This window comes from Paenibacillus lacisoli (assembly GCF_030580655.1).
Lineage (GTDB): Bacteria > Bacillota > Bacilli > Paenibacillales > Paenibacillaceae > Paenibacillus > Paenibacillus lacisoli.
The window spans coordinates 77151-98214 of sequence record NZ_JAUQTB010000001.1; the positions used below are offsets into that span (position 1 = coordinate 77151).

Genomic DNA, 21064 nt, shown 5'->3' on the forward strand with positions numbered 1-21064 from the left:
AATGCAGGCTTGTCCTTCCTGTGGAACCAAAGCAGGCTCCTTAAAGGAGCCTGCTTGTATATTAACGGCGAGTCGGAGGATTACCAACCACACCTGGATATTGATAGGTGAGAGGCTGGTCGAACGTTGCATAGTCGAGATTGACCATCAACAGAATCGTCCGGACACCGGTGGATGGATCACTAATGATGATATGATCACGCCCCGCTGCTTCGAGGACACCTTTGAAAATTTTGGCGTTCCATTGGCTGTTATTTTCATAGGTCATGTAGAAAGTACCGATCTTACCCAGGTTAAGACGCAGGATGTTCTCGATGTAGGACTGTTCAAACACCGGTGGAGATGTGTTAATAACCGTACCGGTTGGGCTCATAACGCCGCCGCTTTGAACCTGTGTCGGGGGCATCATATTCGAGACAGGAGCCTGAGTCATTGAACCTTGCATCATGCCGGAGCCGGATGGTACCGATGTACCAGGGAAAGAAACCGTACGGTAAGGCTGTGTTAACATGTTATATGTTCCTCCTTAATATATAGAAACCTGTTAATGTTTTAGATAACGCGATTCTCTCTATTCCATCCATCCAACCAATCACTTAATATACGCTTGGGCAGTCCTCAGCCGATGGGCTGAAAAAGCAATGCGCTTTGAATCTTCCGGTATTCTGCTGGTTATACCAGGTATCCGGACATTCGCCCGCAGGTCTGAAAAACCATAAGGCATTGGAAGCGGGCCAAACTCTTTCTCCGTTTATTACCCGCTGTGCCAGCCGAGTATCACGTTCCCTTGCTCTTTGATAAAAATATCCTTTTTGCGTAGCTTCATATCCTCCGGGATTCTGAAAAACCATTTGGTTCATCGTGCGAATGCCACGAAAATCGAGACAATTGCCCAGAATCCGGTTGACACCGACATTGCCTACCATGAGCATGCCCTGCTCACCCTCGCCTTCGGCTTCAGCCCGCATCAGGCGTCCTAACAGTTTGACGTCTTCCGAATTCGCCTTGATTACTGCCAATGTGCCGCCTCCTCACTCTTTAATTCATGGTATATCCTATGTGCGAATGCCCATTTGGTGACAAAATAAAAAAGCGGCTTACGCCGCTCGATGTGAACCTGTAGAAATATTCCCTGTTCAGTGCTGCCGCAGCGGGAAAGTAACTGGACCCCGGTCACGGTCAAATCCGATAAACTGCGTTCCCTGAAAGGTCAGCCTTCCATTATCGCCTTCTGCGTACTGACCGTATTGACTGCCATTGACGTCAAATTCCAGTCTGTCACCACTCTCTACCTGAAAGGTTACGTAATAACGGGTCCGAGTCTGACTCTGTTCATCTGTTGAGGAATGCTTTAGTTCGATTCGTCTGCCTGTCACGATAGAATGAACCGTCAAGACAGGCTGCTGCTGATTACGGCCCCACTGCAATAGACCTTTGCCCGCCGACATCAGCGCGATTCCTATAATCACGACAAATACGACCGGCAGTACGGTCCCCATGAAGTCAAACATCCAGAAAGAATCAAGTCCCACCTTTCTCCCTCCTTCGGCCAGGCGCAAGTTCTCTGCAATGATTTCCAATACTCATATATATGCGATAAAAAAGTGAACTTGTATCTTCTCAGCAAAATCTTCCTGTGTAGTCTGTATAATAAATAGCCCTGCCAGAACGGCAGAGCTATTTATCCTTGCTGCGTATTTATTCGGGCTTTCGACTTACTCATAAGCCATGTTCAGATACTTCCGTGTTTCATTTAAGCCTTCGTTCTCTTCAGGAAGCATTCCATTCTCGGCCCAGCAGGCTTTGCATTGTTCTTCCGTTGTACATTCATGGGCATGCTCACAGGTATAACAGAATTGAAGGAGGTTATTGGTTACATATTGCTCGTTAGTTTTGGTCATTGTAATCACTCCTGTCTTTGTTTACAGGTTCAGTATAACAGCGGGTTTAAAGTTATTTTGTGATATTTTTCACAATATAAACTGAATTTTAAAAATAAAAAATGAAGCAGATCTCTCTGCTTCATACTATCTACAGCACATGCCACGAATAACCCCCATCTGTGGTCTGCAGCAGCAGCGATTTTCGCTCTTCTGCCTTCTCAATCAACAACCAGCCCACCTTCGGCGTAGAGAATTGAATTTTGACGATCTCGGGGTAATCCTGCAGCTTTTTGATCAATACCTTGCTTGGAGGAAGAGGCAGCCACGTATGACCTTGGTCGATCGTATGATAGACGTTCCCGTTCTCAACAGCCCAACCTTCGGTGCTATTCATAAATGTAGGGCTGAGATACTGATTGACTCCCTCCTGGCCACGAAGATCGAACTGAACAAAATTCCACTGGGAACCGCTGTCTGTGGAGAAATAACCACCGAATTGAGTCGTTGTGGCTTTACTGCAGCCCAGTGACATCCATACATTTTTACCAGTAAGACCAAGAGATTGAGGGCGCCCGGTCTGAAAAGCCGAGCAGCCTGCATGCTCCTCCGAATTAAAGAATCCTTCCTTCTCATTCCAGCTCTGACCTCCGTCTGCAGTGACCTGCAGCTGCGGGCGGCCCAGATTATGAACCGTTACAAATCCATGGTTGACGTCTGTAAAAGTCATTCCCACCACATAACCTTGGTCCGATATAATCTGTTTGCCCACCTGTACCTGTTCATTGGAAGCATTTTGCATAATACGTGACCAGGTGGAGCCTCCATCATCGGTTCTGTAGAGCGTCTTGATCTCCTTGCCAATGGTTGAATCCATAGAAGTCATCAGCCATCCACGCTTTGCATTAACAAAATGAATGGCGCTTATCTGATGGCTGGACGCAAGTGAAGAGATCTTCCATGTCTCACCGCCATTCTCGGTATGGAGCATAATGGAATCTGTAGAACCCATTCCCTCACGCACGATCCAGCCATGCTGGGGATCTGTAAAAAAGATATCCTGGCCGTATTTGGGGTTTGAGTTAAACTGAACATTATCAGCAGGCGAGATATTCATCCAGGTCTTCCCGCTGTCTTCGGTGTAATATAACCGGAGTGCATTACGAGTGATCCCCCAGGCTATCCCTTCCTTACTGTTCAGCAGCTGAAAGTCGGTGAGCCGTGTCTGAATCTGGTATTTGGAAGTATCCTTGGTTACTGCATTCCCGCCTGGCGGTACGACGGTTATTGTCTGTCCTTCCTCTTCGGTATCCTGCTGTTGGACCGGCTCTGCCGGTGTTTCGGCCTGGCTGCAGGAGACAAGTAATATATGTAAGAATAAAGCCAAGGCTGCTAGAACGTAACGCCGCTTCATCTGGTTGTTCCTCCTTCAACATCTTCCTTCAATCTTCAATCCGATTCGATGAGCTATTATATCATAATTTATCAGATTGGATCGAATTTGCTGCAATTAGTTTACATAATTATATTTATGTTTAATAGACAAAGTTGCAAAAGAGCTAGTTTACATAATTAAAATTATGAAACTATTTATATTGTTACTTCTAATAAAAATGACCGCATCCCTATGAGGGACACAGCCAAATCTGAACAATCAACGCTTAAGACCTTGAACATCAGCAAACTCAGGCAGCTTTACCTCCAGCATCCCCATCGCTTCTTCTTTTTCTCTGCTCGTTACGTGGGTGTAGACTGTCGTTGTCTGAATGGATGAATGACCAAGCAATTCCTGTACCGTGCGCAGATCAGCGCCCCTGCGGAGCATCATCGTGGCGAAAGTGTGACGCAGCTTATGACTTGAGTAAGCCAGCCGTTGATTGGGCGGCAGCTCCTTCTGGAACCGCTCAAACGTCTCAGCAGCGATCTGCTGGATCGTACGGATCGACAGGCGCTGTCCTTTTTGTGAAATAAACATAGCCTCCTCCTTCGTCCGCCAAGGCGCAAGCCGTTCTGCAAGCGATTGATTCAGCAGTTCCGCCACTACCTCCGGAACCGGAAGCGCACGCCATTTGCGGCCTTTACCGAACACATTTAGCGTCCGCCGGTCAGCATTAAAATCCTTACAGTCAAGAGCATGCACCTCCCCGACCCGCAGCCCCATATACCCCATAAGCAGGAAAATCGCCAGATTGCGGATCCGGTATTTACCGTCTACAGCATCCAGAAACCGCTGTAAACCGGATTCATCCAAGAAAACAGGAGCGCGGTTCTTTTCCGTTTTCGATTTTTTGATTCCCGCAGCCGGATTACCCTCGAGGACTTCCAATTCGATCAGTGCTTTGTAAAAGCAGTTGATAGCCGCATGCTTGCGATTACGAGTCGCATCACTCACCCCACGCTCTCTGGCACGTGACAGATAAGACAGGACATGCAGCTTTTTCACTTTCTCCAGCTGTTTCCCCTCCAATGATTCCAGGAACTCACTAACATCGCCCATATACGATCTCAGCGTATAGCGGGTATATCCGGCATCCTTTAACCAAATCTCGAAAGCTTCCAGCTCATCCGCATACATTTCACGCAGGTCTCGGTTTATCATTTTTATCATCACCACAATCCCGTTATCTACTATTCTTCTTACATTATACCGAATGAGCGTGACACTTTAACAGATTTCGTAATTTGTCGTTTATTAAAGGCCGTATTGTCGGGATCTTGGCGACTTTTTGCGCGGACTTTCTGTCGAAGCATTCAACAAAATTCGTTTAAAACAAAAACTGCGTATAATTTATGTTATACGCACTTTTTTAAAGATATTACAGGTTCTGTTTTACGTTGTTAAATGAATTAACTGTTAGTCCTCTTAACTTAATAAAATGTCCAAGGCCCTGCTGTATTTACGGAGCTGTTTCTCACGCTGCGCATCCAAATCCTTATGTCTGACCATCTCGACATTGTCCTGAAGATCAAGGATTTTTACTCTTCGTGCCAGAGTGTTTTTCTTAATACGCCGGATAAAATCGTCATAGCTTTCATGCTCTCCTCTGGATAACGCCTCTACTGCAGCAGTCACCTCGCTATTAAAGCCTCTCCGTTCAAGTTCCGAAATAGTGATAGATGTATCCTCGATTAGATCATGCAATATTGCGATAACCTGTTCCTCTTCGGAGAGTGCTTTGAGCATTAGACGAAGAGGATGAAACACGAAAGGATTCCCCCCTTTATCCGTTTGACCATCATGATAATGAGCTGCGAGCATAACGGCTTGAGTTATTGTCTGCATAATTTCCCTCCTGAAGTACGGATTATTTAATACACCATTACCCATTCTGTAGGATAAAAAACGTTTATATAGCGACTTGTGCAAAAATTCACAATAATTCCTTTTTCGATAATAGATACTTGCGTATTTGCTTTCTAAGTGATAATAACTATGTTCATTTTTGTTTTATTTATTATGAATTTTTCATATGATGATTTTTTATTTTTATTTAATGTTTTTTCTTATGTAAATTTCATGAGTTTTTCTAATTTTCAGAATTGGGTATTTAACCTGTTATCATATTCGAGGCGCGTCTCCTTTCAAAGAACATGAGGTTCGTTGATTGGTTTTTGGTGACCTGCCCTTTTCTATTTGTGAACAAGATGAATTTTTCATATGTTGAATTATTTATCTATTTTCTTTCTATATCGTCTCTTTTTAGATTATAATTTATACATAATTATTATTATGTCAACTTATACTGTTGAAAAACCCCTCTTCAAATGAAGAGGGTCTCAGCTCCTTATCTGGGACGTTGCAGTTCAAAAATCCTTCCTAATGTCGCATAGCTGTTTCCTGCTAGACGGCTCAACGGTTTTAACTTCTTGGGATCTATGTATCCCCGCTCGTCATACAGCTCTTCTGATATATGATAACAGACGATCCGGCCGATCAGCAGATCGGCTGCCGGCTTCTCGTCAGTCCCTCCTAGCGTGATCATTTGTACCAATTTGCATTCCATGCGTATGTGCGCTTCGGCGAGACCAGGAATCTGGACATGTGTACTTTCAATTGGAGTTAAACCCGCCTGGTCCACCTCACTCTCGTCTGACGGCAGACCCGCTGCTGTGGCATTCATACCCTCTGCATAGGTTTCATCAGCAATATGTACGACGAACTCGCCTGCTGCTGCGGCGTTACGTGCCGTATCCTTCTGCTTACCTTCTTGGCGCTGAACCGATATGGAAACCATGGGAGGATCGGACGAAATAATGTTGAAATAACTGAATGGCGCCGCATTGAGCACTTTGTTCTGTGAAAGTGTGGTTACCAGCGCAACGGGTCGCGGTATTATACTGCCAATCAGCATCTTATAATGTTCTTTGGCAGTCAGTTGTTCTGAATCAAAACGCAGCATTAATAATCACTCATTTCTGTTTTGAATTTTTCATACAATGATTTTGTGTAACTTAGCTGCTGACAAAGTACTGACTGATATGCCCCTGTTCTAGGTGAACCTTTTCCTCAAACTTACCATCGGTATATTCGCTGATGACTTGTCTCCAGAATGCTAGAGCAGGCAGGTTGGTTCCGAGCTGAGTCACCTTCCATTTCCCCTGGAATTCCTTGAACAGCTGTCTCGCTGCCCAGCTGCCGACACCACTGCGTCGATATTTTTGAAGTACGAAGAATTCGGTCATATAGTAATCTCCCTCTTCCCGCTCTTCGAGCCGTTCCATTAGCGCAAAACCTGCGGGCCGCCGCCTGGATCGAATAATAAAGGCTAGTTTCTCGCCGCCCGCATAATACTCCTCCAACCCGGGATATTCAGGAAAAACACCCTGCTCATCCACGTCAATATCCAGATATCTGGTAAAATCATAGAGATAAAATTGCATTAAATGACGTATAATCTGACTATTTCGAGGTGTTACTGCTTCCAATTCTAATTTTCTCACCCTGCTCCCTCCCTGCCGTATGAATCAATCTAATTGTAAACTTCTCTAATGCAAAAATCGAATGATCTTCAGTACTCGTCCTGTTACAATAAAATGGACGATAAATTTGAGCAGTTCTAAAGAGGTGCTGATGATGAATGTACAAAAAGAAAAAGACCGTGCCAAGCTGGATGAGAAGCTCCCGTCCATGCCATGGTACATCCAGAAATTTATAGATTATAAACTTCCTGATCTCTCTCCCTCAACGCTGCTCGAGTACGTACGGGACTATGATATGTTCCTCTCCTGGCTGCGCGCTGAAGGATTGTCGGGCGCTGTAAGTAACACTCAGGTTACTCTGGAAGAACTTGAGGTTCTGCATATGGACAGTATTACGGGGTACCGAATTTATTTAACCACCAAGCGTGAAGGAAGCAATACCCGGGTCACCGTCTCCCGCAAGCTTTCCTCTTTGCGCTCCCTGTTTCACTATCTGAGCCAAATCGCCGAGGATGAGAACTTCTATCCGCTGCTAAAGCGTAACGTTATGGCCAAGGTTGAAATCAAGCGCGTACATAAGCCTAAAGATACCGCAGCCAAGCTCAAGGGTAAAATTCTTGAAGAAGAGGAGCTGCTGGAGTTCATTGGTTATATTCTGGAAGGGTACGGTCAGGATATGTCCAATAATAAACAGGCCATTTATTCGCACAACCTTAACAAGGAACGGGATGCCTGCATTGCCAGCCTGATCCTTAACTCCGGTCTGCGTGTCTCCGAGGTGGTGAACTTGAACATCGATGACCTGGATCTGAACAACAAACTGCTATATGTATATCGCAAGGGCAATAATGACGAGACGTTCAAAACACCGGTATACTTCCGTGAACAGGCCAAGGATGAACTGGCAGTCTACACAAGGCTGCGAACTGAACGTTATCATGCCCCCAAAAGGGAAAAAGCGTTGTTCGTAACTGTACCCAATGGACAGGTCGAGGGCAAACGGATGACCAAACGAGCCATCCAGGCGATGATTATCAAATATGCCAAAGCGTTCGGCAAGCCCTATCTCACTGTTCATAAGCTTCGCCATTCGTTTGCTACAGACTATTATCTGCAAAACGATATTTACAAAACAAAGGAACAGCTGGGTCATGCCTCCACCGAAACCACTGAAGTTTATGCTCATCTCACTGACAAAACCATGTCTGAAGCGATTGAGCGGCGCATGGACTAGTGGATTCACAGCTGAACCCGCTTAAAGGGTGCTGCTCGTCACAGAAGTGACACTGCAGTACCCTTTTCGTGCTGCAGCGTTATTCACGTTGCCGTCCATGCAGCTGGCACAGCAGCCACTTTTCCATTGCACTCATATCATCCAGTCGGAAAGAAAGCGCAGATGGCTGATGCCCATGCTGATGTTCAGAATGGTGGTGAAAAACTTTGCTGTCCCACCATACAGCAGCCCGAACGTTTCTCAGCCTGTACAGCAGTTCTATATCCCCGCTTTGGCGTATCATTACCCATTTAGGGTAAGAAGCCTCCTTAAATCCCTCCACCAGGACAACATCGTAGGCGGCAAATCGGGATATCAGCTCCTCAAGGCTCTGCTCACCTTCCTCCAGAACGGCCGTTCCTGAAGAAGATGTAATGGCAACTGCATGCGCTCCCGCAGTACGCAGTTTGTAAGTGTCCGTTCCAGGATGATCCATTTCAAACCCGTGAGCATCATGCTTAATAATCGCTGCTTGAATACCTTGTTTTAATATCAGCTCCAGCAGGCGGCTGATTAACGTCGTTTTACCTGAATTTTTGTACCCTACAATTTGCAGAACAAACGGCATGGTAATCTGGCAAGGTTGGCGGCGGCGTATACGCCGTTTGGAATGCTGCAACATTTTGTGTCTTCTGCTGACTGCTCTCCGCCTCATCACTATCGCTCCAGTTTCAAAACCTGTACCTGTGTACCAGCCTGTAATCCCTTTTGCTCAGGAGGTACGATCATCAGACAATCACTGTCCTTGATGGATACCATTACACTGGACTCGTCGATGGCGGCAGGAGTTACCCAGACTCTACCATCCTCTATCTCAAGCCTGGACCTCACAAACCTAGTAAAATTGTTAACCTTGTTAAAATCTTGCCGCAGTGTTGCAGTCCATGTCTCCAGATACGGCTGCTGATCACCAAGCATTTTCCGAATAGCCGGTCTAACGAACAGCTCGAAGCCTACATAACAGGCTCCGGGATTCCCTGAGAGGGCAAACAGAAGCTTGCCTTGGACCACAGCTGCTGTCGTTACACTGCCTGGACGCATAGTCACTTTATTGAACAGCATATCAACCTCAGGCCGTCGAACGAGATCACCCATAATGTCATAATCCCCTACGGAGACACCGCCGCTGGTTACAATGAAGTCATATTCCTGTATTGCCTGATCCAAACGCTGCCGTGCCAATTCAATATCGTCCGGTACCGAATCTTGTACAACAGCTATGCCGCCGGCCTGTTCAATCTGGGAAGCCAGCATGATCGTATTACTGTTCCTTATTTTTCCCGGCTGCAGCGGTTCGTCGACCCGCAGCAGCTCGGTACCAGTAGCAAATACAGCGACAATCGGCTTGCTAAACACAGGAACTTGGTGAATTCCAAACGTAGCCAGTACAGACAATTCACCTGCAGTAATGCGTGTTCCTTGCCTCAGCAGCAGCTCATCCGGCCGGACTTCAAATCCGACTGGCGTGATATTCGCTCCCTGATCCATCGGCCTTTTGATTCCAACCCAAGATGTCCCCCCCTCTGTCCTCGACTCGGTCGCCTCCAGCATAACTACGGCATCTGCACCTTCGGGTACCATAGCGCCAGTCATAATACGTGCCGCGGTTGTCTCAGTCAAGATCATGTCCGAAGCATAACCACAAGGGATATCATCAATCACTTTCAACCATATTACCTGATTGCTTGATGCCTGCTCTACATCTTCACAGCGAATGGCATAACCATCCATACCCGATCTGCGAAAAAAAGGATACGGATGCGGAGCAAACACATCTTCCGCCAGGAACCTACCGTTAGCTTCGTGAATTGGAACCTTCTCGATCCTGGCCGACCCTACTAATGAATGGGCACGCTTCTGCGCTTCAGATACCTGGATCGCTTTCCGGTTAAACTTAGCTGAAGCTATATAAGGATTCTGTGAGGTTTCTCTCATCGCTCTTCACTCTCCTGCACACAGTTGTTATTGTTATTTCCGGACCACACACTCTATACAGTTATAACTGGGATTCTCCTCTTCTGCAAGCACTGGGGCTCAATGGTATGATCACATCACAGCAGATCGGCCAGATTGGGGTACATTAGACATAAGGAGGAGCCGATATGAAACCTAATCATTTGCAGCAGTGCGAGCTTTGCGGGAGAGCTGGTGTAGAAACGACTCTGCATCATTTGACTCCCAAAGAGCTTGGCGGTACTTTTTTGCCTACAGCTAATTTATGTATCCCTTGTCATAAACAAATTCACCACCTCTATACCAACAAACAGCTCGTCGAACAGCAATTGAACACGATTGAGGCCCTGCAACACGATCCGGCTATTTCTTCTTTTATCAAATGGATCCGCAAGCAACCGGCAGGAACTATTCCAAGGTCCCGTAAATCGCGTAATGTGCGCGCCAAGGGACGTTAACCGTTAATTCCGCAGTAAAAAAGCACTCCCAGACCTCGATGGTTATCGATAGTCTGTAGAGTGCTTAAATTCACGTCATCTTCTCCCCCGCCTGGATATGCGTCCAGAACCGCTGCGTGTGCTTGGTTTCTTATACGATTTCTTAGGTGAACCAAAAATGCCGCCAGACGAAGAGGAGCCGCCTCCATCCCGGGTGATGGAACCTTTGCTTGAGCTCGACCCTCTATTAAAAAGCCCCCCGGAAGAACTTCCGCTGTCTGACTTACCGCCTCGACGGGTGATGGAACCGCCACGGTCGACGGTTAATGGCGGAATTGCTTTCTTCTCACTAGTAGTCGGAGCACGATATTGCCCTTGACTTGGCTTATAAATATCCCTGCTGTTGTAACCACGATAGGATCCGGAGCCGCGTAAAGAATCAAAGATAGAGTTCAAAATCGTTGCGGTCAGGTATCCCTGCAGAAAACTCGAACTGTAATTCTGCTGTACATATTGCTTCGTATCTACTTCAATCAACGTATCTTCAGGCTTAGCGGTATCCTTTTGCAGATGGTACCATTTGTCACTGTAGACCAGGAACATCCGGTCAGGGTCTTCCTTGGATATTTGCTCCGGTGTTCGTTCTGCCGACAGCTCGGCTGCAACCTCAGGTACGGTCTTGTTCGCAGCCCGATATACATAAGAAGTACTGCTGCCGCTGCCGCTGACGGATTCAAGCGGGTAAGTATCCTTAACGTCAGGGGAGCCGCATCCGCTCAAGACGGAGATGAACAGGCTCGCGACCAGAATCAGCTTAATGGCATACTGCCATGGGCTCTTTTTCATCTTAACCTCTCCTAAGTTGCCCGGATGACTTTGACATCTCCCGGGATCACTTTGTCCCCTTCGTACAGCATGAAGCGGCCATCCTGCCATTCAATACGAAGCAGTTTATAATCATCTGCCTGATACTGCCATACGTGCTGCTCGCCGCCTTGCTTAAACGGAGCTCGTCCTTGAACGGTTACATAGCCGGCGTACTGCTCCTCCAGATAGAATGTCCCGTTATCCAGCTCTACAATGGTTGGAACTTCTTCCGGGTTATCCAGACGACCATCAATCGGTACATATAAAGCAAATTGTAATACTTCACGTTCCTCAATATGGAGGTATGCGATATCGTTCCCATCCTGGAGTGTCAAAACTACAGCATTTCTGCTTCGGTTCTGCACTTTGCCTACCACTTGGTACGTTACGAGAGAAACCTCACAGATATCACCGGGTGACAGCTGAAGCATGCTCTTCTCTTTCTTCGGCGGCTCCGGTTTGGCGAATAAATTTGATATTCTTTTGAATACACTCATCGAGCGTTCTCCTGCCTTTCTTCCATTAGAAGCAAGCTGCAATAATCAATGCGCCGACAAGATGCAGGGTACCGGAAAATAGTCCGTATCCCACCTTGCCCTGCTGGGTACCGCTATCAAGATCAAGCGAAGCCCACAGCCGGATAAGAACCCTTACGACGGCTTCCAGTATAAAAAGAATCACAAAAGAAACGACCGAGTAGATTAATGCATCCCATAAACTGTATGACGTGCTGATGGAACTGGATAATATGTAGCCTTGTGCGGCAAGCTTCATAACCAGCCGTACCGTCACGGCCATGTTGCCTTCCTTTACCTCTTGGAAATCCCGGTACTTCGTAAATATCGAATCAATGTACATTAATACAAATAACAGCAAAGATCCGGCAACGGTCCACACGACCATCCTTGATACAATCAACCAATCCATTCGCTCACAGCCCCCATGTTCAGTATGTCACTGTCACTGCAATGAAAAGCGAAGGAGAATTTGAATCTTCCCCTTCGCCTTCAGGATGACTTGCAGAGAAATTAATTACTTGTTATCATACTGCTTCATAAGTGCTGCCAGCTCGTCATCAACAGCGCTCTGCTTATTTAGCTGTTCAAATTCATCATCAAGTGATTTATCCTTGGCTGCCATTTCATTACTTGCCTCAGCTTGAGCTTCCATCTGCAGCATTTTCTCTTCCATACGTTTCATACCGGCGCTCGCAGAATCAGAGCTGAAGCCATTCATTGCCTTGTTGATTTCAGTCTGTGCTTTGGCGGCATTATAACGGGCTACCAAGGTTTCCCGTTTGTTCTTCATTTCAGTCAGCTGCTTACGCATTTCGTCCAGCTTGGCACGAAGGTTATCCGCAGAAGCTTTATTCTGGTCATAACTGGCCTTGTACTCATCACGCTTTTGCTCAGCGGACTTTTTCTCTTCCAGTGCACGGCGGGCAAGATCAACATTTTGAGCTTTGGCCGCCGTATGGGCCTGCTCCTCACGTTTCTTCACCAAAGCATCCTGCTCTTCATACAGCTGTTTGAATTTCTTCTCGATGGCGATCTGGGCAGCTACCGCTTTCTCCGCATCTTCCAGGTCTTCCGTCATATCACGAATGTATTGGTCCGTCATTTTGATCGGGTCTTCAGCTTTGTCGATAATTGCGTTGATGTTGGACATAGTCAGGTCACGAAGTCTTTTGAAAATGGACATAATTTGATTTCCTCCCTGGAAAGTCAGTTAATTGTTTTCTTATGTTTCTATTTACGCAAAGTATCAGTTCTGCGTTTCACTTTTTTAAGCAATTTTTTGCCCACTATATAAATTATTACCCTTAATCAGAAAATATCATCCATTTGCTTCAATTGATCAGACGAATAAGCATAAAACAGATGCCGAAAGAGCATAACAAAGTAGAATGTCTTAACGTACGGTTTCTGAAAGGAGAATAAGATGAATTTTCGCAGCATTTTAACAATCACAGCTTCGTTCTTTTTTTTACTCATGTTTGATTCCAAGCCTCTATTTGCGCAGCCTAACAGGGCCGAGCCTATGATCCGGCAGACTACGTTTTATACCGAACAGGCCCCCCTAACCTTAGGAGAGCTAAATCGGAAATACAGAGATACATTCACCATGCATGGTCCGCGGACACGACAAGTAGCCCTTACCTTTGATGACGTCCCTGACCCGCGCTTCACCCCCCAGATTCTCGATATTCTCAGCAGATATCATATTCGAGGAACCTTTTTTGTTGTCGGGAACCGGGCTCACAAGCATCAGGCACTTACAACAAGAATCGCACGTGAAGGGCATGTAGTGGGCAACCACTCGTTCAGCCATCCCAATTTCAAGAAAAAAACAGTGAACACCTTTCGCACACAAATTTTGCAAACTGAAAATGAACTGGACTCTATTATAGGATACCGGCCGCGGCTGATCCGCACACCCTATGGAGAAATTAATGAACAACAGGTTAGATGGGCCCGCGCCCGAGGATATAAGGTTGTCAATTGGAATGTGGATTCAATGGATTGGTCAGGTATCGGCAAGGAGCAGGTTAAGCACAATATTTTGAATAACGTAGGTCCGGGCTCTATTATTCTAATGCACGCCGGGGGAGGCGTTGGCTCTGATCTGTCTGGAGGAATACAGGCTTTACCTGAGATTATTATGGAGTTGAAGCATCGTGGATACCAATTAGTAACACTTCCTGAAATGCTGAAGGTGCAGCAGGAAAAATAAAGGAAAATGACGGGCAGCCATGATTGACTTGTTCCCGTCATTTAATTTTAGTTTACATAACTTATGTTATGTTATTTATTGAGGACATACAGTTTAACGTTCTGATATCCGAACTGGCTAACGAAGCTGCGGCTTCCCGGAATAAAGATATCAATACGATTTCCTTTGATAGCACTGCCTTTATCTGAAGCAGTGGCTACATAAGCCTGTTTTGGCAAGCCAGGATGAGAGTATCCCGTAACCAGCACCTTTGTACCTAGAGGAATCACGCTGGAGTCCACTGCAATAGTTCCCAGTTTCAACGGGTTCCCGAAGTAATCAACGGCTCCCCAGCCGTTCTCTTCGTTCGCGGCCGAATAGGCCGTTGCTGTAACATTCATCGTCTTGCTGTAGTTAAAGGATTTCCCCCAAGCCGTCACTTCTTTATTCTCAGAATTCACATTCAATAGTGATTTTGGCTGTAAAGGTACGGGAGAAGATGCTGCCGAAGCGTTCACCGTACCCGATTTGGCAGCAGCACCCGGGATCACAATCTTGCGGCCGGCATAAATGTTACTGGCTGGTATACCCGGATTGGCTTTAGTCAGCTTGTCAACACTTACTCGGTACTTCTGGGAAAGCAAATAATATGTATCTCCTTCCTTGGCGACATGCACCTGTTCTGCATGTGCAGGAAGAGTCTGCAGGAACAAGGCTGCTCCCAGCAGGAGTGCGGCGGCTTTGGCCTGCCATGTGGATTTCTTCGTTGTTATCATGTTTGTTGTCGTCATTGTGATTTCCTCCTTAGTCAGGCCTGCGGAGTTAGCTGTCGGGTTCGGGCTGGAGCTGCCCTATGCTTAACTGCAATTCACCCCAAGACGGTATCTGCTTGAACCCGCCATTTTGGGATCCTCCGTACAATCCATTGATTCTGTAATCCGTTTATGTTGATCATGGAAGTTTTGGCCGATTTGAATATATCACAATTTTGTAACCTTTGAACCAAGAAAATGTTGGTAGCGCTTTGATGCCGGTCTATATAAAAAAGGTGCTTTCACTTCATAAAGGGAAGTGAAAGCACCGGCGTCAAACTACAGTACTTTGGCTAGAAAATCTTGTGTTCTTGCATGCTGCGGATTAGAGAACACTTCCTCCGGCGTTCCTTCTTCCAGAATAACACCTTGATCCATGAAAATAATCCGGTCACCCACTTCACGTGCAAAGCCCATCTCATGAGTCACGATGACCATCGTCATGCCGCCTTCGGCAAGCTTCTTCATCACATCCAGCACCTCACCGACCATTTCTGGGTCCAGTGCTGACGTTGGTTCATCGAACAGCATTACATGCGGCTGCATCGCTAACGCACGAGCGATAGCAATACGCTGCTTTTGTCCTCCCGACAATTGGCTGGGATAAGCATCCCGCTTGTCTTCCAGACCTACTGTACGAAGAAGATCTGCGGCGATCTTCTCCGCTTCCTGCTGAGACTGCTTCCTCACCTGTACAGGTGCAATCGTCAGGTTCTGCATAACGGTCTTATGAGGAAATAGGTTGAAATGCTGGAAAACCATTCCCATCTTTTCGCGCGTTGCATTAATATCATGCTTCTTATCGGTAATTACTTGTCCTTCGAACAGAATCTGCCCGCTGGTTGGCTCTTCCAGAAGATTCAGACAGCGCAGAAATGTACTTTTGCCGGAGCCGCTGGGTCCAATTACGACGACGACTTCGCCTTTATCAATCTCAATATTGATGCCTTTCAGAATTTCATTTTTGCCGAAAGACTTGTGCAGTTGATTAACGGTGATCACTGGCTCTCAACTTCCTTTCCCATACTCCCAACAGCTTGGATAGAATGAATGTCATGATGAAGTACAGAGCCGCAGCAATAAGGAACGGGCTAAAGCTCATATACGTTATGTTTTTGACCACACTGGCCTGGTACATAATTTCCGCCATGCCGATCACCGACACGATGGAAGATTCTTTGATAATTGTTACAAATTCGTTGCCTATCGCAGGTAGAACCGCCTTCAAGGCCTGTGGCAGGATAATATGGCGCATTGCAGTACCCCGATTCATACCGAGGGAGCGCGCAGCTTCCATCTGACCTTTCTCCACGCCTTGAACCCCTGCCCGGAAAATCTCGGCAAGATAAGCGGAGCTGTTAATCGAAAGTGTAATAATGCCCGATTCGATCGGTGTGAAATTAATACCTGTAGATAATGCAATACCATAGTGGATGATCATCAGCTGTACGAGCATAGGTGTACCCCGCAAAATTTCAACATAGGCGCTGGCCAGCCATCTCAGGACCGATACATTCGACATACGGAACAGGCAGATAATCAGACCGATAATAAAACCGAAAAATACACTCAATGCAGACAGCAGCAAGGTATACCCTACACCTTTGGCATAATAACTACGGTATTCCCAGAACACAGAGAAAATGTTTGAGGACTTCTCTTTCATTTTACCTGCTGAAAGGTTGCTCGCGTCCTGCACCATCTGATCGATTTTGCCTTCACTCTTCAAACGAGCCAATGTCTGGTTAACTGAATTCAGCAGTTCCGTATCACCCTTGCGGATTCCAATGGCCGCATCCGAAACAGCATCATCGGGAACCGCCGGTGCGAAGACGATCTCATCGTCGATATACGCTTTGGCTACCGTGTCTTCCATAATGGCTGCATCAACCCGGTCGGTCTGCAGCTGCATAATAATGTCCGGAATTTTATCAATTGAAGTCAGCTTGGAACCAGGTATACCTTGACCAATCTCCTCCTGGATGGACCCTTTCTGAACACCGATCTTGGCATTCTCCAGGTCTTTCATCGTCTTGAATTTGTCCTGATCTTCCTTACGAACAACAATACTTTGTGTGGCTCTGTAATAAGGATCGGAAAAATCAATGCTCTTGCGGCGCTCTTCAGTTGGCGTCATTCCCGAAATGATCAGGTCAATCCGCTTGCTCTGCAGTGCAGCCAGGAGGCTGTCGAAGCCCATATCCTGAATCTGCAGTTCAGCACCCATATCCTTGGCGATTGCCTTGGCAATCTCGATGTCGAAACCTACAATTTCGTCTTTCCCGTTAATGGTCTTATGGAATTCATAAGGAGGGAATTCGGCACTCGTGCCTAAAATGATGACTTTTTTGCTTCCTTCTGTTGAAGTACCTGAAGCAAGGGCTGCCGGTACAGCTGCGCTAAGCAAAATGACTGTGGTCAGCAGCATAACAATGTAGCGATATACTCTCTTCAATCCTGTCTCTCCCTTACTATGCTGTTAGAAAACGATGCTTTAAACGGCATGTTGTTTTCTCAATAAGCTTTATTGGTATTGCCTATGATCCTACTGCCTGTGTCATTATAGATGAAAATGCATGATTATGCAATGAATTTATGCTATACTATTTTTCATTGTGAACCATAAGGAGTGCGATTCTTGATGTCTACCCCTAAAGAACAGATTAAGACTGTAATTGATCAATATTCTTCCCGTTTTAGAGAGATCTCATCATTTATCGGTGCGAATCCGGAGCTTGGAAATGAAGAATATCTCGCCTCGGCAAGATTGAAAGAGGAGCTCGCTTTTCATGGTTTTGAGATCGAAGCACCTGTACTCGGGATCGAAACGGCATTCATAGGAACTTATTCTGCTGCCAAGGACGGCCCTGTCGTCGGCCTTCTCGCTGAATATGATGCGCTTAAGGACCTGGGACATGCCTGCGGTCACCATCTGATCTGCATGATGAGTGTGGGAGCAGCGGTTGGTCTCAAAAGTGTGATTGATGAGCTTGGAGGCACGATCCGTGTGTATGGTACACCTGCCGAAGAGACTCGCGGAGCTAAAGTGCCGATGGCCGCTGCCGGCCTGTTTGATGATTGTGATTTTGCGATGATGGCACACCCCTATTATGCCCATGAGCGTTCGGGCAGTTCGCTTGCCATGGATGCTGTACAATTTGAGTTCTTCGGCAAGGCTGCACATGCAGCAGCCAGCCCTCACGAGGGCATCAATGCCCTCGATGCTGTGATCCAGACATTCAACGGAATTAACGCTTTGCGCCAGCAGGTTAAAAGTTCTGTTCGTATTCACGGAATCATTAATGCCGGCGGCCAGGCGGCGAACATTATTCCTGACTATGCATCCGCCCAATTCTATGTAAGGGCAGCAACTCGCAAGGAGCTGACTTCACTGACCCAGCGTGTCATCCATGTCGCGGAGGGTGCAGCGATGCAGACCGGCTGCAGGCTGGAAACCTCTAATTACGAGACATCCTATGATGAACTAGTTACAAATGAGACCTTATCCGACGCCTACACGCGGAATTTGATTGAAAACGGGATCGCCCCTGAAGCGGTTACCAAAGGAAATGATCACGGATCCGCAGATCTGGGCAATGTGTCATTGCGCTGTCCCGCAATTCATCCTTACATCCAGGTCGTTGATGAGCAGCATTCCCTGCATACCCCGGAATTCCGGGATTTGGCCATGCTTGACCGTGCCTTGGATGCGATGATTCTCGGAGCTAAGGTTTTGGGCTGTACTGCTTATGAGGTAATGGACAACGCTGAATTGCTGAAGCAGATTAAGGACGAATTTAGCTCGGCAAATTAAACTGCCAAATATAAAAGGACGCTGCTTGGCCTAATGGCTTGGCAGCGTCCTTTTTGTGTAGGCTTGCTTGATCTATTTGTTGCAAGTCATATTTATTTTTCTTCCGGCGGCAGTATACCGCGATTATTCACTTTATTTACATCCAGGATATCCAGTACAAACATGAAAATCGGGATCCCGATAATCAGCCCCCATACGCCTAAATAATGCTGGGAAAAGATCAAAATAATAAATGTATAAAAGATCGGCAGCTGGGTCTTCGATGACATCAGCTTCGGATTCAGCAGGTAACTTTCCAGGGCGTGAATCACGATGATGATGATGATGACATACAGAACCATTTTTATTCCGCCAATCTGAAGACCAATCAGGCAAAGCGGGATAAGAGATATAATGACCCCTGCCACCGGTACAAGACTGAGCAGCATAATCAAAATGGAAAGGGCGAACAGGTAAGGGAAACCCAAAATCCACAGTGCAATCGTTGTAAATACCGTGTTAAAGACGGCAATGAGCAGCTGCACTTCGAGTACTTTCCCAAATGAAGAAACAAACTTTTGCCCAAAGTATTTCAGTTCATCGTAAAACCAGCCAATCTTACTTGTAGAAAACTTGTCAGTAAACGTCTGAATGGCCTTTTTCTGCAGAAGAAAAAACAAACTCAAGATAATAACGAACAATATAACTTCAATCCATTTGCCCAGCTTCAGCAGGTAATCAAGACCATGCTTGGCATAAGACTGAATATCAAAATTAGCAAGTCCTTCAGAAACGTATTTAGAAAACTTGTCATTCGGCTCTGAATTAATAAAGCTCAGCAGTTCATTGGTCAGTCCGGTGATCTGAGTAATGACTTTCGGCATGTAATTAGATATGCCTACCGTCAAGAAGGTAACGATGAATACATATAAGAGAACAACGACTACCCTGTAGTCAACTCTAAACCATCGGTTTAACTGCCGCGTAATAAAATCCTGCAGGCGATCCATTACATAGGTCACCAGAAATAACAGCAGCATCAGGTTCAGCATCCCCCGAAGACCGAACAGAATGGCAATGATGATAAGCAGTACCAGCAGCCGCCTGATCATATCATTTTGCATAATAAAAGCCTTGAATTTCTCCATACAATCCCCCTGATCTATCCCTATCAATCTCTATCCAGACAAACGCAGTGTACGCCATCTATCTTAGTACGCACAAAATGTTTTTGCGTTTCACTACATGAATGAATTTTCATTTTTGTTTTGCACCTTCTACCTGGTTTTGCCATAATAGAATATGGATGCCTACAACTCATTTTACAGCAAATGGAGGTCTTTAGCAGATGAATTCTTTTTTAATTGTGATTATATGTATTTTTGCTTTTATCTTTGTTATCAATCTTGTACGCAAACGAAGCTCATCATCTACGTACCGTAAGGCCCCTAAAAGCAGCCCGACTTCTTTACCGCCAGCTCCTGCAGTTGCAGAAACGACGAGTATCGTTTATCCGCTAGCCCAAAGGCTGGAGCAGTCATTATCTCCGCAATTTACGGAGTCCATTCGCACCCGGTTCCTAGCTGATCATCCTCAAGTTACCGATGTACAGTATGACTGGCTCTGGCTGGAATTAAAAAGGTATTTTATTCTATGTGCAATCATGGATAAAGTACCGATGTTCAGCAGCAAAGTGGACGACGTCTGGCACGAAATGCTGATGTTTACGCGGGATTATCAGCAATTCACTGAGAAATTTCTGGGTAATATGCTGCATCATACCCCTCATACAAGCCCAGTGCCCATGCCAACCGAGCGCGGCTGGTTTGATCTCATATACGTGGAATGCTTTGGCTGGAATCCGCATAGCGCCTCCTTGTGGGGGACTTTCTTCCGCCATCCGATTCCGAAGAAAGAACTGGAGGTAAGCATTGCAGCCGAATCCACTTTTGGTCCCCGGGCTAACCGATCAGCTTATGAACAGATTCCAGAAGCTCAGACAGCTATTCAGCAGATTCGCCGTAACATTCGGTCAAGGATCCATCCGTTCAAGAATGGTAGTAAGAATCACTATGATGTCAACTATTCCAGCACGAATACCCTGCTCACAGCCGCTTTATTTTATGCATGGAGTGAAAGTCCCGATTATGGTCAATTCATGATGCCCCCTGCGGAAGAACGCAAGGATATGTATACTGGCAGCTCCAGCTCAGGCTGCGGATCATTCAGTTCCGACGACCATGGACACAAGCATTCACATCATCATGATCACGGACATCATAATTCGCATTCCGGCGGAAGCGATCATGGCGGCGGCTCCCACGACAGCGGCGGTTCGTCGGATAGCGGCGGCTCTTCCTGCAGCAGCTGTGGCGGAGGATGCAGTAATTAATCTCAAAAAGGCTGTTCCTACCCTA

At 46.3% G+C, this 21064-nt stretch carries 24 protein-coding genes and 1 riboswitch; of the genes, 5 read left to right on the plus strand and 19 right to left on the minus strand.

The genetic code is table 11. The features are described 5' to 3' along the window. Positions 1 to 61: 61 nt before the first annotated feature. The 9 genes from gerQ to Q5741_RS00420 all read right to left on the minus strand — a co-directional run bounded on the left by gerQ (position 62) and on the right by Q5741_RS00420 (position 6761). A complete protein-coding gene (gene gerQ / locus Q5741_RS00380; RefSeq protein WP_305022062.1) occupies positions 62 to 511 on the minus strand; it encodes a spore coat protein GerQ in 450 nt (149 codons plus the stop codon). Between the two features lie 85 nt (positions 512 to 596). Next, positions 597 to 1019 (minus strand): cell wall hydrolase, encoded by a 423-nt coding sequence (locus Q5741_RS00385; protein WP_305022063.1) that lies wholly within the window; start codon positions 1017 to 1019, stop codon positions 597 to 599. A gap of 117 nt (positions 1020 to 1136) precedes the next feature. After that, positions 1137 to 1532 carry a DUF2500 domain-containing protein gene (locus Q5741_RS00390; RefSeq protein WP_305022064.1) on the minus strand — a complete coding sequence of 132 codons (396 nt, stop codon included), beginning with the start codon at positions 1530 to 1532 and terminating at the stop codon, positions 1137 to 1139. A gap of 183 nt (positions 1533 to 1715) precedes the next feature. After that, positions 1716 to 1901 carry a hypothetical protein gene (locus tag Q5741_RS00395; protein WP_305022065.1) on the minus strand — a complete coding sequence of 62 codons (186 nt, stop codon included), beginning with the start codon at positions 1899 to 1901 and terminating at the stop codon, positions 1716 to 1718. 130 nt (positions 1902 to 2031) lie between these two features. Continuing rightward, positions 2032 to 3294, minus strand: a complete 1263-nt coding sequence (locus Q5741_RS00400; RefSeq protein WP_305022066.1) for a WD40/YVTN/BNR-like repeat-containing protein — start codon at positions 3292 to 3294, stop codon at positions 2032 to 2034. 240 nt (positions 3295 to 3534) lie between these two features. Further along, a complete protein-coding gene (locus Q5741_RS00405) occupies positions 3535 to 4479 on the minus strand; it encodes a tyrosine-type recombinase/integrase (protein WP_305022067.1) in 945 nt (314 codons plus the stop codon). Positions 4480 to 4743: 264 nt separating this feature from the next. Continuing rightward, complete coding sequence (locus Q5741_RS00410) at positions 4744 to 5163, minus strand: GTP pyrophosphokinase (protein WP_305022068.1); 420 nt, start codon at positions 5161 to 5163, stop codon at positions 4744 to 4746. A gap of 502 nt (positions 5164 to 5665) precedes the next feature. Continuing rightward, positions 5666 to 6280: a flavin reductase family protein gene (locus Q5741_RS00415; RefSeq protein ID WP_305022069.1), complete on the minus strand. Its 615-nt coding sequence runs from the start codon at positions 6278 to 6280 to the stop codon at positions 5666 to 5668. A gap of 52 nt (positions 6281 to 6332) precedes the next feature. Continuing rightward, a complete protein-coding gene (locus Q5741_RS00420) occupies positions 6333 to 6761 on the minus strand; it encodes a GNAT family N-acetyltransferase (RefSeq protein ID WP_407074310.1) in 429 nt (142 codons plus the stop codon). A 193-nt stretch (positions 6762 to 6954) separates the two neighbouring features. Between Q5741_RS00420 and xerS the strand changes: the two genes are divergently transcribed. After that, positions 6955 to 8034 carry a tyrosine recombinase XerS gene (gene xerS, locus Q5741_RS00425; protein WP_305022071.1) on the plus strand — a complete coding sequence of 360 codons (1080 nt, stop codon included), beginning with the start codon at positions 6955 to 6957 and terminating at the stop codon, positions 8032 to 8034. A 79-nt stretch (positions 8035 to 8113) separates the two neighbouring features. Here xerS and mobB read toward each other — a convergent pair whose 3' ends face one another. Beyond that, complete coding sequence (gene mobB, locus Q5741_RS00430) at positions 8114 to 8692, minus strand: molybdopterin-guanine dinucleotide biosynthesis protein B (RefSeq protein WP_305022072.1); 579 nt, start codon at positions 8690 to 8692, stop codon at positions 8114 to 8116. 38 nt (positions 8693 to 8730) lie between these two features. Beyond that, positions 8731 to 10008 (minus strand): molybdopterin molybdotransferase MoeA, encoded by a 1278-nt coding sequence (locus tag Q5741_RS00435; RefSeq protein WP_305022073.1) that lies wholly within the window; start codon positions 10006 to 10008, stop codon positions 8731 to 8733. 167 nt (positions 10009 to 10175) lie between these two features. Between Q5741_RS00435 and Q5741_RS00440 the strand changes: the two genes are divergently transcribed. Next, positions 10176 to 10484 (plus strand): HNH endonuclease, encoded by a 309-nt coding sequence (locus Q5741_RS00440; protein ID WP_305022074.1) that lies wholly within the window; start codon positions 10176 to 10178, stop codon positions 10482 to 10484. 75 nt (positions 10485 to 10559) lie between these two features. On the opposite strand, the gene Q5741_RS00445 is transcribed toward Q5741_RS00440, so the two are convergent. From Q5741_RS00445 to Q5741_RS00460, 4 genes are all read right to left on the minus strand, one after another. Beyond that, a complete protein-coding gene (locus tag Q5741_RS00445) occupies positions 10560 to 11309 on the minus strand; it encodes a DUF4247 domain-containing protein (protein WP_305022076.1) in 750 nt (249 codons plus the stop codon). A gap of 11 nt (positions 11310 to 11320) precedes the next feature. Further along, the gene (locus tag Q5741_RS00450; RefSeq protein ID WP_305022077.1) at positions 11321 to 11827 is read right to left on the minus strand and encodes a DUF4178 domain-containing protein; all 507 of its coding nucleotides are present in this window, start codon (positions 11825 to 11827) and stop codon (positions 11321 to 11323) included. A 25-nt stretch (positions 11828 to 11852) separates the two neighbouring features. Continuing rightward, entirely contained in the window at positions 11853 to 12257 is a 405-nt protein-coding gene (locus tag Q5741_RS00455; protein WP_305022078.1) for a DUF350 domain-containing protein, read from the minus strand. Between the two features lie 105 nt (positions 12258 to 12362). After that, on the minus strand, positions 12363 to 13031 hold the full coding sequence (locus tag Q5741_RS00460; RefSeq protein ID WP_305022079.1) for a PspA/IM30 family protein: 669 nt from the start codon (positions 13029 to 13031) through the stop codon (positions 12363 to 12365). Between the two features lie 423 nt (positions 13032 to 13454). On the opposite strand from Q5741_RS00460, the gene Q5741_RS00465 reads away from it, so the two are divergent. Continuing rightward, positions 13455 to 14063 carry a polysaccharide deacetylase family protein gene (locus Q5741_RS00465; RefSeq protein WP_305022080.1) on the plus strand — a complete coding sequence of 203 codons (609 nt, stop codon included), beginning with the start codon at positions 13455 to 13457 and terminating at the stop codon, positions 14061 to 14063. Between the two features lie 71 nt (positions 14064 to 14134). Here Q5741_RS00465 and Q5741_RS00470 read toward each other — a convergent pair whose 3' ends face one another. The 3 genes from Q5741_RS00470 to Q5741_RS00480 form a co-directional block, all read right to left on the minus strand. Then, positions 14135 to 14833: a 3D domain-containing protein gene (locus Q5741_RS00470; RefSeq protein WP_305022081.1), complete on the minus strand. Its 699-nt coding sequence runs from the start codon at positions 14831 to 14833 to the stop codon at positions 14135 to 14137. A gap of 4 nt (positions 14834 to 14837) precedes the next feature. Next, a riboswitch (cyclic di-AMP (ydaO/yuaA leader) is annotated at positions 14838 to 14988 on the minus strand. Between the two features lie 145 nt (positions 14989 to 15133). Continuing rightward, on the minus strand, positions 15134 to 15856 hold the full coding sequence (locus tag Q5741_RS00475) for an amino acid ABC transporter ATP-binding protein (protein WP_305022082.1): 723 nt from the start codon (positions 15854 to 15856) through the stop codon (positions 15134 to 15136). Beyond that, entirely contained in the window at positions 15843 to 17309 is a 1467-nt protein-coding gene (locus tag Q5741_RS00480; RefSeq protein WP_305022083.1) for an ABC transporter substrate-binding protein/permease, read from the minus strand. Before Q5741_RS00480 ends, Q5741_RS00475 begins: the two co-directional genes overlap by 14 nt. A gap of 186 nt (positions 17310 to 17495) precedes the next feature. Between Q5741_RS00480 and Q5741_RS00485 the strand changes: the two genes are divergently transcribed. Beyond that, on the plus strand, positions 17496 to 18668 hold the full coding sequence (locus tag Q5741_RS00485) for a M20 family metallopeptidase (protein WP_305022084.1): 1173 nt from the start codon (positions 17496 to 17498) through the stop codon (positions 18666 to 18668). 92 nt (positions 18669 to 18760) lie between these two features. On the opposite strand, the gene Q5741_RS00490 is transcribed toward Q5741_RS00485, so the two are convergent. Then, positions 18761 to 19795 (minus strand): AI-2E family transporter, encoded by a 1035-nt coding sequence (locus tag Q5741_RS00490; protein ID WP_305022085.1) that lies wholly within the window; start codon positions 19793 to 19795, stop codon positions 18761 to 18763. Positions 19796 to 19995: 200 nt separating this feature from the next. Between Q5741_RS00490 and Q5741_RS00495 the strand changes: the two genes are divergently transcribed. Beyond that, positions 19996 to 21039 (plus strand): glycine-rich domain-containing protein, encoded by a 1044-nt coding sequence (locus Q5741_RS00495; protein ID WP_305022086.1) that lies wholly within the window; start codon positions 19996 to 19998, stop codon positions 21037 to 21039. Positions 21040 to 21064 lie beyond the last annotated feature (25 nt).